A 13,244-nucleotide genomic window follows, 5' to 3' on the forward strand; every position below is an offset into this window, starting at 1 on the left:
CTTTCACTTGTTGACGACCGGTGCCGCGACACCGTCGAGGATGGTGGAGGTGAGAATCTCGGCGATCTCGCCGGGGGTGTGCTCGCCGCCGGGGCGGTACCAGGCGCTGACCATGTTGAGCATGGCCACCACGCTGTTGGTGACGACGTGATCGCCGGTGCGCACCTGCCCCGCGGCGTGCGCGTCGTCGAAGACCCGCTGCCAGCTGTCCTGGATGCCGTCGCGCAGGGTCTGCAGATCGGCCTGGCGTTCGCCGGTCAGCGCGCCCGCGTCCCGCAGCGCGATGGTGACCTCGTGCTGATGTTCGATGATCAGCAGCACGTGGGCGCGGATGAGGGCGCGCAGCTTGTCCAGCGGGTCGCCCGCGCCCTCGGCGATCGCGACCGCGGCGTCCAGCATCAGCTGGGTGTACCCGCGCCGGATCTGGAACAGCAGTTCCTCTTTGGAGCCGATGTGGTAGTACAGCGCACCGCGCTGGATGCCCGCCCGATCGCCGATCTCGGCGACGCTGGTGGCATGAAAGCCCTTCTCCGCGAACAGTTCCATGGCCGCGCGCACGATCCGCTCGCGGGTCTCCCCCGGGTTGGTCTCCGAGGCCGGTGGGCGGCCGCGGCGCCGGGCAGGAACCGCGCTGGTCATCGAATGCCGCCGTCGAGGGCCAGCGTCGCGCCGGTGCAGTAGGCCGAGGCATCCGAGGCGAAGAACAGCGCCGCGCCGACGATGTCGGCGGGCGCGCCGATGCGCCCGAGCACGGTGTGCCTGCCGAGCTCTTCCTTCATCTCCGGCGGCCACGCCTTGGCGATATCGGTGTCGAACGCGCCGCAGCGAATGGTGTTGACGCGAACGCCCGGGCCGTAGGTCTGCGCGAGGCCGCCGCTCAGCGTCTCCAGCCCCGCCTTGGCCGCCGCGTACGGCACGGCGAGCGGTTCGGGCCGCACGGCCTCGATGGAGGAGATGTTGATGATCGAGCCGCCCCCGGCCGCGGCCATGCGCGCCCCGATCAGCGCCGAGAGCCGGAACGGGCCTTTCAGATTGGTGGCGATGATCTTGTCGAACATGGCCTCGGTCACCTGATCCAGGCTGGGGTACAGCAGCGACATGCCCGCGTTGTTCACCAGCACGTCGACCCGGCCGAATTCGGCGTACGCGGCCTCGGTCAGAGCCTCGCACTGCCCCCACTCGCCCACGTTGCAGGCCACCGGCAGCGCCCGCCGCCCGAATTTCTCCCGTACCGAAGTGGCGAGTGCGTCACACGCGTCGAGCTTGCGGCTGGCGATCACCACGTCGGCCCCGGCTTCGGCGAAGGCCAGTACCATCTCCCGGCCCAGCCCGCGACTGCCGCCGGTGACGACAATGACCTTGCCGGACAACGCTTTTCCCATACCTGGCACCTTCACACGTCCGAATCGGGAAATGTTCTACCCGGTACATTAAATGTACCGGGCGATACAATCAAGGGGATCGAGGGGAATCAAGAGCGGCCGACGCGCGCTTACAACAGGTGCGCCATCACCACCGGCCATACCCGCGAGTAACATGACGGGCGTACTTTTTGCACCCTTTCAACCGGCTATCTCGAAACGAGGCAGTAGATGACAGAGCGGATTCAGGTCGGCGGACTCCAGGTCGCGCGCGTTCTTCACGATTTCGTGAACAACGAGGCACTGCCCGGCACCGGCGTAGACTCCGCCGCGTTCTGGTCGGGTGCCGAGGCCGTGATCAACGACCTCGCCCCCGTTAACCGGGCTCTGCTGGCAGAGCGCGACGACATCCAGGCCAAGATCGACGAGTGGCACCGCGCCAACCCCGGCGCCGGCTACGACAAGGCTGCCTACAAGCAGTTCCTCACCGAGATCGGCTACCTGCGTCCCGAACCGGCCGACTTCCAGATCGGCACGGTCAATGTGGACGCCGAAATCGCCACCACCGCGGGCCCGCAGCTCGTGGTCCCGGTGATGAACGCCCGCTTCGCCATCAACGCGGCGAACGCGCGGTGGGGCTCGCTGTACGACGCCCTGTACGGCACCGACGCCATCTCCGAGGAGAACGGCGCGGAGAAGGGCAAGGGCTACAACAAGGTTCGCGGCGACAAGGTCATCGAGTGGGCGCGTAACTTCCTCGACGACGCGCTGCCGCTGATCACCGGGTCGCACCTGGGCACGAGCAAGTACGCCATCGTCGACGGCGAGCTCGAGGTCACCCTCGAGGACGGCACCGACATCGGGCTGGCCTACGCGGACACCCTGGTCGGCTACCTCGGCGACCCCGAGGCCCCGACCTCGCTGCTGTTCGTGCACAACGGCCTGCACATCGAGATCCAGTTCGATCCCGAGTCCCCGGTCGGCTCCACCGACGCCGCGGGCATCAAGGACGTCGTGCTGGAGTCCGCGGTCACCACGATCATGGACTTCGAGGACTCGGTCGCCGCGGTCGACGCCGAGGACAAGGTCCTGTGCTACTCCAACTGGCTCGGCCTCATGAAGGGCGATCTGTCCGAAGAGGTCTCCAAGGGCGGCAAGACCTTCACCCGCACCATGAACCCCGACCGCGTCTACACCGCGCTCGACGGCTCGGAGCTGGTGCTGCACGGCCGCTCGCTGCTGTTCGTGCGCAACGTCGGTCACCTCATGACCTCCGACGCGATCATCGACGCGGCCGGCAACGAGGTCCCCGAGGGCATCATGGACGGCCTCATCACCTCGCTCATCGCCAAGCACGCGCTGAACGGTGAAGCGCGCGTGAGCAATACGCGCACCGGCTCGGTGTACATCGTGAAGCCGAAGATGCACGGCCCGGACGAGGTGGCCTTCACCAACGAGTTGTTCACCCGCATCGAGGGCGTGCTCGGCATGGAGCGCAACACCCTCAAGGTCGGCATCATGGACGAGGAGCGCCGCACCACGGTCAACCTCAAGGCCTCCATCCACGCCGCGGCGGACCGCGTGGTGTTCATCAACACCGGCTTCCTCGACCGCACCGGCGACGAGATCCACACCTCCATGGAGGCCGGGCCCATGGTCCGCAAGGCCGACATGAAGGCCCAGCAGTGGATCGCCTCCTACGAGGACTGGAACGTCGACACCGGCATCGCCGCGGGTCTGCCCGGCAAGGCGCAGATCGGCAAGGGCATGTGGGCCATGCCCGATCTGATGGCCGACATGCTGGTCCAGAAGATCGGCCACCCCAAGGCCGGCGCGAACACCGCGTGGGTGCCCTCGCCCACCGCCGCCACCCTGCACGCCACCCACTACCACCTGGTGGACGTGTTCAAGCGGCAGGCCGAGATCGCCAAGGGCGGCCCCCGCGCCACCGTCGATCAGATCCTGGAAATCCCCCTCGCCCAGGACACCAACTGGTCGGCGGAGGAGAAGCAGCAGGAGCTGGACAACAACTCCCAGGGCATCCTGGGCTACGTGGTCCGCTGGATCGACCAGGGCGTCGGCTGCTCGAAGGTGCCGGACATCAAGGATGTCGGCCTGATGGAAGATCGCGCGACCCTGCGCATCTCGAGCCAGCAGGTTGCCAACTGGCTGCGCCACGGCGTCGTCACCGAGCAGGAGGTCATCGAGAGCCTGCAGCGCATGGCCCCCATCGTGGACCGCCAGAACGCCGGCGACTCGAACTACCGCCCGCTGTCCCCGGACTTCGCCGGTTCCATCGCCTTCCAGGCGGCCAAGGAGCTGGTGCTCGAGGGCACCAAGCAGCCCAACGGCTACACCGAGCCGATTCTGCACCGCCGTCGCCGCGAGGCGAAGGAGCAGGCGGCCAAGTGCAACTGAGCCTTCCGGTTCAGCGAAGCTAGCGAATAGCGGAACCCCCGATCGACCGGGTCGATCGGGGGTTCCGTATGTTGTGCGACTGCTATGTTCGGGTGATTCGAGAACTTACTCCTAACACTTCGACTGACCGGTGCTTGCGACCGGGACAGGATGCGCTCTCGTGACTACATATTCGGCAGTGTCGGCTCCCGGGTACACCGCACCGTCGCCGAGCCGGGCATGGCGGCTGTCCATGGCCGCGATCACCGTGTTCATCGGCGTGGTCTGCCTATGGGTGCTGTGGGAGTACGCCTCGCACGGCGACCGACTGGTGGCGCTGCTGCTCGGCGGCTGGGTCCTGGTCGTCGCCGGCGGAATCTGGCTGGTGACCGCGGTTTCCGGGGCGATCGCCCATCGGGCCTGGATTCTCACCGCGGCCGCGCCGGTCGCGGTGACGGTGACCCTCACGTTGCTGAGCACCGGCACGCCCACCAGAATCGGCTGGGAACTGTCCCGGCCCGCGCTCGAACGCACGGCGGGCGCGTGCGCGGACACCCACGCCGAACAGCGCTTCGGGATGTACCGCATCGACTACGTGCGGGTGATCGCCGGGGGCTGCGCCTTCAGCCTCGCCGACACCAGTCTCGGGGTCGACGGATTCGCCTATATCCCGCACGGGGATCCGCCCGTTCCGGCCGCGCACGCCCGCGCGGGCACCAGCTACACGCGCATCGACGGGCCCTGGTACACCTTCGAGAGCTGGGTCTCGGCCGGGGTGTGAGCGTGGTTCTCGTTTGCGCCAAGCCGTTCCATTACCCCTCGATCATCGATACGCTGCCGGGCGACAGCCATCTGCAGTGAGGAAGTTTTTCATGGGTTCAACGGTGCTGGACGTCTTCAATCTGATCCTCGGCCGCATCAACGGCGCGTGGGCCTGGGCGTCCACCGGTTCGAACGGTCCGGTTCCACTCTGATTCGGGCCGCGCCCGAGCATCGCCGAATCCCCCGGCCGTCGCGGCCGGGGGATTCGGCGTTCCGGGCCGGGTCAGGAGACCGTCAGCACGACCTTGCCCGCCGGATGCGACCCGGTCAGATAGTCGATCGCCGCGGCGGCGTCGGCCAAGGCGAAGGTGCGATCGATGCGCGGCACCATCGCGCCCGCGGCCGCGAGCTCGCCCACCGCGGCCAGATCCGCCGGATTCGGCAGTGACAGCAGCCCGCACAAACGCTGCTTCACCAGCGGCGAGAGCAGCATCGCGCCCATGCTGCGTTCGGTGCCGCCGAACCAGCGACCGCCGTTCTCGCCGCCGCCGAGTACGACGGTGCCGGTGGGCGTGAGCAGTTCCCGCAGCTGCGACAGCGGCCGGTTGCCGGCCATGTCGAGCACGAGATCGTAGACGCCGGTGAGCTTTTCGCTCGTGTAGTCGATGACCCGCTCGGTCCCGAGCGCGGCCACGAAATCGCGCTTCGCGGCACTGCACACCCCGGTCACATGCGCGCCGTCGTGCACGGCCAATTGCACCGCGAGATGCCCGACCCCACCGCCCGCGCCGATGATCAGCACCCGCTGCCCCGCCGCGATCCGCCCCACGCTTCGCAAACCACGCAACGCCGTCATACCGGAAATGGGGAGTGCCGCCGCCTGCTCGACACTCAGATTCGCGGGTTTGCGCAACAGCTTCTCCGCAGCGGTGCAGGCGAATTCGGCGAACGCTCCGTCCGCGCCGCCGTACACCTCGTCACCGGGCGCGAACTCGGTCACCCCGGGACCGACGGCCGCCACCACGCCCGCCAGATCCCAGCCCCGCACCGGCACCCGGGGGCGGCGCACACCGAGGGCGAGCCGCCCGATCAGCGGCAGACCGGTCATGAGGTGCCAGACGCTCGGGTCGAGCCCGGCCGCGCGCACCCGGACCAGCACCTGACCGGGACCGGCGACCGGCTCGGGGATATCGGCGTAGGAGAGCGCGGCGGTCGTGCCGTACTCGCGCTGGATGATGGCTTTCATCTGACTTCTTCCTCCGGATACTCGAACACCGTCTCCAGCGGCGCGCGGAACACCCTGGCGATCTCGAACGCCATCTCCAGCGACGGCGAATACCTGCCCTGCTCGATGGCGATGACCGTCTGCCGGGTCACCCCGATACGATCGGCCAGTTCGGCCTGTGTCATCTCTCCGTGCGAAAAACGCAGGGCGCGAATGTTATTGGTCACCCTGGTGGGTTGTTTCACCACGGCTGATACCCCCGCCGGTACGCGATGACCTTGGCCGCGCAGCCCACGATCGCGGACAGTGTGAAGCCGAGATAGATCACGTTCGCGATCCAGAACCGATCGCCGTCGCACAGCGCCAGCGCCAGCGCCCCGATCGCGCCGAGCACCACGAAGGCGTTGCCGGCCTCGCTGCCCATGCGATCGATCTCCCGGTCGCGCTGATCCTTGCGGTCGCCCTCGCGCGAGAGCAGCGCCACGGCGATGGCCGCCACGATGGACACCGCGATCGAGACGCCGATCGCCCACAGCAGGGGCGCGATGTACGCGACCTCGGTGAGCGCCGAATCCCGCGCCCGAATCAGCACAACGACCACGTAGATCGCATACGACACCGCGGCGGTGATCCCGAGGATCCACGTTCGCTTCTCTTCGAAGGGCATGACTTCAGAGTAAAGAAAACCAGACTTCATGTAAAGATTTTTTGACATTGATGGGCGTCGAACCGCCACCCGTCCGCGATCGTGACCCAACCGTCATTCCGGCCGCCGGAACAAACCCGCCCGTCCGCGCGTTATCAGATCACGGTGGGGGCCACCAAAAAATCACCCGACAACGGCATGTCCGTTGTGTCACCATATGTTTCGACGACGATCGAACCGGCCGGCAACGGCCGTGACCAGCAGGAAGGAGGAGGCGGCAGTGAATCCAGTGTTCTCGGAACGGTATCCGGCGAAGTCGGGCCTACAGCTCGGCGACACGGGCGACAGCGCACGTGAGTTGCACACCGGTATCGGGCGCGACGAGCGCACCGATCAGCGGAATTCCGGTCGCCTCCAGGCGGCGGCGTAAGCCCTCCACTTCCCCCTTTCTGTTCTTCCTCTTCACGAAACATGGTGACCCCCATGCTGTTCCGTCATTCCCAAGATCCGGAGATAACCGCAGACAACTGGATACACCGGGGAGTACTGCTGCTCAACGCCTCCTTCGAGGCGCTGACCGAGATCCGCGCCGAACGCGCCGTGGTGCTGCTGCTGACCGGCAGCGCCGAGCCGGTGGTGGATCACGAGCCGTACTTCCCCATCCGTTCCAAGGATGTCGAGATCGCGCTGCCGGAAACCATCCGGCTGACGCGCTACATCTACCTCGAACATCGGATCCTGGCGCCCGACGACAACAGCCGTGCCACCCTGCCCGCCGTCCTGCGCCGCGACCACTTTCGCTGCGGGTACTGCTCGGGCTGGGCTCGCACCGTCGACCACATCAAGCCGCGCTCGCGTGGCGGCCCGAACACCTGGGCCAACCTGATCGCCGCGTGCGGACCCTGCAATACGACCAAGGCGGACCGGACCCCCGAGGAGGCCGGGATGCGCCTGCTCTGGGAGCCCAAGGCCCCCAACGACATAGCCCGCCGACAGCGTCAGGTCTGGAAGGACCTGGCGGCCTCGTAGGGCCCGATGAAGAAGAAATCAGCAAAGGCGTGATCGGAGCGAAAGGAGCGAGATCCGATGATGACCAACACCACCACCCTGGCGGAGGAGCCGACCCTGGCCGATCTGCTCCCCATCTCCGACTCGAAGAACTACTGGCAGCATGCCGCCTGCCAGGGTGATCCCAACCATGAGGCGTGGTTTCCGTACCCGTCGCAGGACTTCGAGTACGCCCGCGCGATCTGCGACACCTGCCCGATCCGCCGCGACTGCGGCGCGTTCGCGGCGCGCACCGGCCAGTCCGGCGTGTGGGGCGGGCACGAGTACGACCGCGGGAACATGATCCGCGAGTGATCCGCGGAACCGGCGGCCGCGTCCGGCACTTTCGGTGCCCGGGCGCGGCCGCCGCGTCGTGTCCGGAGTCACCCGCCCGCTACCGCCGCGGCCCGATCCGGCAATCCGGTGGCACGGTGTTCCGCACCACTTCCGCGCGACCGCCACAGACCCAGGTCAGGGCCAATTTTCCGGGACCATAGACTGGCGCGCGTGGGTACTCATCGCGCCGCGGGACGGTCACGAGGTGTCAGTAAAGGACCGGTTGTCGCAGTGGTAGCGGTGATCGTCTTAGCGCTCGCCGTGGTCGGCTGGGCGTGGCTACAGCAGCGTGCGGAGAATCGCGACAACGCCGCGGCCGCCGCTTGCGTCGAGGGCACCGCCACCCTGAACGTGACCGTAGACCCCGAGATCGCGGCTCCGGTGCAGGCCGCGGCGGACCGCTTCAACGCGACGAATCCGCAGGTCCGCGACCATTGCGCGGAGGTGGCGGTGAACCCGCGGCCCACCGCGGCCGTGGTCGCCTCCTTCACGTCGGGCGCACCCTGGAACCGAGATCTCGGACCGCAACCGGGTCTGTGGATCCCCGATTCCGCCCGGTCGATCGAGCTCATGCGGGTGCCCGGCCTGATCGCGGGCACACCCGCGCCCATCGCGGTGAGCCCGATCGCGCTCGCGGTGCCGGACGAACTGCGCCGCGCCCTGGAGGCGGCCCCGGTGAACTGGGCGGATCTGCCGCGCCTGCAACAGGGCTCGCTCGGCGACATCGGCCTCGACGGCTGGGGCGGGCTGAAGCTGGCGCTGCCGCCCGGGGACAGCGCGCTGGCCGTGGCCGCGGCCGTGGGCTCCGGCGTCTCGGGCACCGACCCACTGGACGACAAGGCCGTGGCCGCGGGTCAGGTGGTCTCGGCGATCTCCCTGCTCGCCGCCGGCGCGCCCGCGGCGGCGGCGGCCGACACCGGCGCCGCGCTGACCGAATTGGCCGCGGCCGCCGATGCGGGGGCGGCGGTACACGCGGTGCCCGCCACCGAACAGCAGATCAGAACCAAGGCCCCGCTCACCGCGTTCCGGCCGGCCGGCAACGGCCCGGTGCACGACTATCCGGCGGCCCAGATCAGCGGCAACTGGCTGGATCAGTCGCAGAAGCTGGCCGCGACGCTGTTCGCCGACTTCCTGCGCGCACCCGAGCAGTCGAAGCTGTTCACCGACAACGGTTTCGGGGCCGCTCCCCCGGCGACCGCCCCCGCACCGCCCAAGGCCGTGCTGGAACAGGTGAACAAGATCGTGGCGCATCCGGTGCTCGGGGTGAGCGCCACGGTACTGCTGGACATCTCGGCGTCCATGTCCACCCAGGAGGGCGGGGCCACCCGCCTGGCCACCGCGATCGCCGCGCTGGGGTCCACCACCCAGGTGATGCCGCCGGAATTCGGCCTGGGCGTATGGGCATACGCCAAGAACGTGGACGGCGAGACCCCGTACCGCGTGGTCACCCCGGTCGCGCCACTGACCGCCGACCAGCGCGCGGCCCTGACCCGGGGGCTGGCCGGGGTCACCCCGGGCACCTCGAAAACCGATCGCGCCTACCCGACCCTGCAGGCCGCCTACCGCAACGCCGTCGCCGATTACGCGAAGGCGCGCACCAATTCGATCCTGCTCATCACCGACGGACCCGATGACGACTCCCCCGTCACCGGGGAGAAGCTGCTGGCCGAGCTGGCCACGGCCGCCGATCCGGCCAAACCGGTGCGGGTCGACGTGATCGTCATCGGCGGCGCGGGAACGCAGACACTGCAAACCCTGAGCGAACGAACGGGAGGTACCTATACCAAGGTGCCGACCACCAATGATCTGGCCTTCGGCACCGCCATGGTGAAGGCCCTGACCACACCCTGAGCCACGTCCGGCCGGATTGCGGACAGGTCGCGGCCGGATACCACTCGCGACACGATCTCCACACTGCAACATGTGCTAGCAAACAAGTGGCATATTCGGCACATGACACACAATGCGGAAACCGGGAACTCGGTCAAGCAGGGCTTCGCGGCGGGCACCTCCATCGCGGCGGGCATTCTGCTCATGGTCATCGGTGTTTTGTCGATCCTGCAGGGCATCTCCGCCGTCGCGGCGGACGATCTGCTGGTCATCAACTCGGGCTACGTCTACGAATTCAACACCACCGCGTGGGGCTGGATTCACATCATCATGGGCGCCCTCGAGGTCATCGTGGCGATCGGCCTGATCGCGGGCAGAGACTGGGCCCGCGTGATCGCCATCATCCTGGCGGCGTTCTCGATCATCGAGAACTTCCTGTCCATGCCCTACTACCCGGCGTGGTCGCTGCTGATCATCGCCCTGAACGTCGTCGTCATCTGGGCCATCGCGACCTGGAAGCCGTCGGCCGCCTGACGCCGCACGCGCCGCGTCGACGGCACAGCGCCCCACCGGTTCCGGGAACCGATGGGGCGCTGCGTTTTTCGTGATCAGCGTTTTTCGCGATCGGCTCGGGCGCACAGGCCCGAAACATCTACTCCGCGTACGAGTCCAGCGGCGGGCAGGAGCAGACCAGGTTGCGGTCGCCGTACGCGCCGTCGATGCGCCGCACCGAGGGCCACACCTTGGCCCGCGCGCCGTGCAGGCCCTGCGGGTAGACCGCGGTCTCCCGGCTGTACGGGTGCTCCCACTCCCCGACCAGGCACTGGGCGGTGTGCGGGGCCCCGCGCAGCGGGTTGTCCTCGACCGGCCACACGCCCGCCTCGACCTGGTCGATCTCACCCTTGATGGCGATCATGGCGTCGATGAACGCGTCGATCTCCTCGAGATTCTCGCTCTCGGTCGGCTCCACCATGAGGGTTCCCGCGACCGGGAAGCTCATGGTCGGGGCGTGGAAACCGTAGTCCGCCAGGCGCTTGGCCACGTCGTCGACGGTGACGCCGGTGCGCTTGGTGATCTCGCGCAGATCCAGGATGCACTCGTGCGCGACCATGCCGTTGTCGCCGGTGAACAGCACCGGGAAGTGCGGATCCAGGCGGCGCGCAATGTAATTGGCCGAGGCGATGGCGGTCAGCGTGGCCGCGCGCAGCCCGTCCGCGCCCATCATGCGGATGTAGGACCAGGTGATCGGCAGGATCGAGGCCGAGCCGTACTTGGCCGCGGACACCGCGTGCGAACCCGTCTCCAGCGGATCACCGGGCAGGTACTTGGCCAGGTGCTCGCGCACCGCCACCGGGCCGACGCCCGGGCCGCCGCCGCCGTGCGGGATGCAGAAGGTCTTGTGCAGGTTCAGGTGGCTGACGTCGCCGCCGAACTTGCCCGGGCGAGCGAGACCGACCAGCGCGTTGAGGTTCGCGCCGTCCACGTACACCTGACCGCCCGCGTCGTGCACCATCGCGCAGAGTTCGGCGACCTCGTGCTCGTACACGCCGTGCGTGGACGGGTAGGTGATCATGATGCAGGCCAGCCGCTCGGCGTGGTCGGCGATCTTGGCGCGCAGATCGTCCAGATCCACATCACCGTTGGCCTTGGTCTTGACGACCTCCACCCGCATACCGACCATGGCCGCCGAGGCGGCGTTGGTGCCGTGCGCGCTCGAGGGGATCAGGCAGGTGTCGCGGTGGGTGTCGCCCCGATCGAGGTGGTACCGGCGAATCGCCAGCAGCCCCGCGTACTCGCCCTGGCTACCGGCGTTGGGCTGCAGGGAGACTCGGTCGTAGCCGGTGACCGCGGAGAGCCAGCCCTCGAGATCCTCGACCAGGCGGATCAGGCCGGGGGCGTCCTCGACGGGCGCGTACGGGTGCACCCGGTTGAAGCCTGGCCAGGTGATGGACTCCATCTCCGCGGCGGCGTTGAGCTTCATGGTGCAGGAGCCGAGCGGGATCATGCTGCGGTCCAGCGCGATGTCCTTGTCCGAGAGCCCGCGCAGGTAGCGCAGCATGGCGGTCTCGGTGCGGTAGCGCGTGAAGGCCGGGTGGGTCAGGTACTCCGAGGTCCGGTTCTCGATGTGCGGGCGCTGCTTGCCGTGCAGCAGTGCGCCTTCCGGGCCGACGGGGATCTCCGCGCCGAAGCAGTCCAGTACCGCAACCACGTGCGCGTCGGTGGTCGCCTCGTCGCAGGCGATGCCGACGTGATCACCGTCGACCAGGCGCAGGTTGATCCCGGCGCCCTTGGCCTTGGCGACGATGGACTCCGCGCCGCCGGGCACGCGCACCAGCACGGTGTCGAAGTAGTTCTGGTGCACCACGGCGTCACCGAGCCCGGCGGCCAGCCACTGGGCGTGCCCGTGCACGCGGCGCGCGATCGAGCGCAGCCCGTCCGCGCCGTGGTACGAGGCGTACATGGCGGCCACGATGGCCAGCAGCACCTGGGCGGTGCAGATGTTCGAGGTCGCCTTCTCGCGGCGGATGTGCTGCTCACGAGTCTGCAGCGCGAGGCGGTAGGCGACGTTGTCGTCGGCGTCGACCGAGACGCCGACCAGGCGGCCGGGGAGCTGGCGCGCGTGCGGGGTACGCACGGCCAGGTAGCCCGCGTGCGGTCCGCCGAAGCCGAGCGGGACGCCGAAGCGCTGGGTCGTGCCGAAACAGCAGTCCGCGCCCTGTTCGCCGGGCGGGGTGATGAGGGTCATCGCCAGCAGGTCCGCGCCGACCGCGACCAGTGCGCCGCGCGCGTGCGCGGCCTCGATGACCGGGGTCCAGTCCACGATGCGGCCCGAAGCGCCCGGCTGCTGCAGCAGCACGCCGAAGAAGTCGCCCTCGGGCAGGGGGCCGTCGGCCAGATCGGCCTCGACGATCTCGATGCCGAGGGGCTCGGCGCGGGTGAACAGCACCGTGCGGGTCTGCGGGAACAGATCGGCGTCGATGAGCAGGCGCTGGGACTTGCTCGAGCGATTCGCGCGCTGCAGCAGCGTCATCGCCTCGGCCGCGGCGGTGGCCTCGTCCAGCATCGACGCGTTGGCCACGTCCATGCCGGTCAGGTCGGAGACCATGGTCTGGAAGTTGAGCAGCGCCTCGAGCCGGCCCTGGCTGATCTCGGGCTGGTACGGGGTGTAGGCGGTGTACCAGGCGGGGTTCTCGATGAGGTTGCGCACCAGCACCGGCGGGGTGAGGGTGTCGTAGTAGCCGAGCCCGATCATGGTGGTGGCCACCGTGTTCGAGTTCGCCAGCGCCGCCAGTTCGGCCAGCACCTCGTGCTCGTTCACCGCGGGCGGCAGCACCGCGAGCCCGTTGCCGGTCGCCGCGTCCAGAATGCTGGCGGGCACCGCGCGCGCGGCCAGTTCGTCCAGCGAGGCGACGCCGACGACGGACAGGATGCGCTCGAGTTCGCCGCTGTCGGGTCCGATGTGGCGGTCGGCAAAGGTACGAGTCCAGGTCACGAGGGCTCCAAGGGTGGGCGGGGTCGGCGGTGTGCCGACGGGCTGCTGCCCTCCCCCTCTGTCCTTGGCGCCTGAGAGATTCGGGTTCCGGCCTTGTGGCCGAATCCCTTTCACCATGGGCGGATGGCTCGTGGACCATCACTTTCC

12 protein-coding genes are annotated in these 13,244 nt (G+C 68.4%); 6 read left to right on the forward strand and 6 right to left on the reverse strand.

The annotated features are described in order from the left end of the window. Window positions 1-3: 3 nt before the first annotated feature. Both ACFVBH_RS21385 and ACFVBH_RS21390 read right to left on the reverse strand, forming a co-directional pair. Window positions 4-639, reverse strand: coding sequence for a TetR/AcrR family transcriptional regulator (locus tag ACFVBH_RS21385; RefSeq protein WP_354990108.1), 636 nt, complete (start codon window positions 637-639; stop codon window positions 4-6). Then, complete coding sequence (locus ACFVBH_RS21390) at window positions 636-1,382, reverse strand: SDR family NAD(P)-dependent oxidoreductase (protein WP_379003682.1); 747 nt, start codon at window positions 1,380-1,382, stop codon at window positions 636-638. The genes ACFVBH_RS21385 and ACFVBH_RS21390 overlap by 4 nt, the downstream gene beginning before the upstream one ends. Before the next feature lie 210 nt (window positions 1,383-1,592). Between ACFVBH_RS21390 and ACFVBH_RS21395 the strand changes: the two genes are divergently transcribed. Together ACFVBH_RS21395 and ACFVBH_RS21400 are read left to right on the forward strand one after the other, a co-directional pair. Continuing rightward, window positions 1,593-3,779, forward strand: a complete 2,187-nt coding sequence (locus ACFVBH_RS21395; RefSeq protein WP_379003684.1) for a malate synthase G — start codon at window positions 1,593-1,595, stop codon at window positions 3,777-3,779. Window positions 3,780-3,939: 160 nt separating this feature from the next. Then, entirely contained in the window at window positions 3,940-4,539 is a 600-nt protein-coding gene (locus ACFVBH_RS21400) for a hypothetical protein (protein ID WP_379003686.1), read from the forward strand. 264 nt (window positions 4,540-4,803) lie between these two features. On the opposite strand, the gene ACFVBH_RS21405 is transcribed toward ACFVBH_RS21400, so the two are convergent. From ACFVBH_RS21405 to ACFVBH_RS21415, 3 genes are read right to left on the reverse strand one after another with little or no spacing between them, the layout of a single operon-like run. Continuing rightward, a complete protein-coding gene (locus ACFVBH_RS21405) occupies window positions 4,804-5,766 on the reverse strand; it encodes an NAD(P)-dependent alcohol dehydrogenase (protein WP_379003688.1) in 963 nt (320 codons plus the stop codon). Further along, window positions 5,763-5,993: a helix-turn-helix transcriptional regulator gene (locus ACFVBH_RS21410; RefSeq protein WP_379003691.1), complete on the reverse strand. Its 231-nt coding sequence runs from the start codon at window positions 5,991-5,993 to the stop codon at window positions 5,763-5,765. The genes ACFVBH_RS21405 and ACFVBH_RS21410 overlap by 4 nt, the downstream gene beginning before the upstream one ends. Beyond that, window positions 5,987-6,412: a hypothetical protein gene (locus tag ACFVBH_RS21415; protein WP_379003694.1), complete on the reverse strand. Its 426-nt coding sequence runs from the start codon at window positions 6,410-6,412 to the stop codon at window positions 5,987-5,989. Before ACFVBH_RS21415 ends, ACFVBH_RS21410 begins: the two co-directional genes overlap by 7 nt. A 462-nt stretch (window positions 6,413-6,874) precedes the next feature. Here ACFVBH_RS21415 and ACFVBH_RS21420 point away from each other — a divergent pair, with 462 nt between their 5' ends. From ACFVBH_RS21420 to ACFVBH_RS21435, 4 genes are all read left to right on the forward strand, one after another. After that, window positions 6,875-7,420, forward strand: coding sequence for an HNH endonuclease (locus ACFVBH_RS21420; RefSeq protein WP_379003697.1), 546 nt, complete (start codon window positions 6,875-6,877; stop codon window positions 7,418-7,420). A 57-nt stretch (window positions 7,421-7,477) separates the two neighbouring features. Further along, window positions 7,478-7,753 (forward strand): WhiB family transcriptional regulator, encoded by a 276-nt coding sequence (locus ACFVBH_RS21425; RefSeq protein ID WP_379003699.1) that lies wholly within the window; start codon window positions 7,478-7,480, stop codon window positions 7,751-7,753. A 261-nt stretch (window positions 7,754-8,014) separates the two neighbouring features. Further along, window positions 8,015-9,625 (forward strand): VWA domain-containing protein, encoded by a 1,611-nt coding sequence (locus ACFVBH_RS21430; protein ID WP_379003702.1) that lies wholly within the window; start codon window positions 8,015-8,017, stop codon window positions 9,623-9,625. A 102-nt stretch (window positions 9,626-9,727) separates the two neighbouring features. After that, a complete protein-coding gene (locus tag ACFVBH_RS21435) occupies window positions 9,728-10,138 on the forward strand; it encodes a hypothetical protein (protein ID WP_354991667.1) in 411 nt (136 codons plus the stop codon). A gap of 118 nt (window positions 10,139-10,256) precedes the next feature. On the opposite strand, the gene gcvP is transcribed toward ACFVBH_RS21435, so the two are convergent. After that, window positions 10,257-13,214 (reverse strand): aminomethyl-transferring glycine dehydrogenase, encoded by a 2,958-nt coding sequence (gene gcvP / locus ACFVBH_RS21440; protein WP_379003705.1) that lies wholly within the window; start codon window positions 13,212-13,214, stop codon window positions 10,257-10,259. Window positions 13,215-13,244 lie beyond the last annotated feature (30 nt).

The organism is Nocardia sp. NPDC057668, from assembly GCF_042799795.1.
Taxonomy (GTDB): domain Bacteria; phylum Actinomycetota; class Actinomycetes; order Mycobacteriales; family Mycobacteriaceae; genus Nocardia.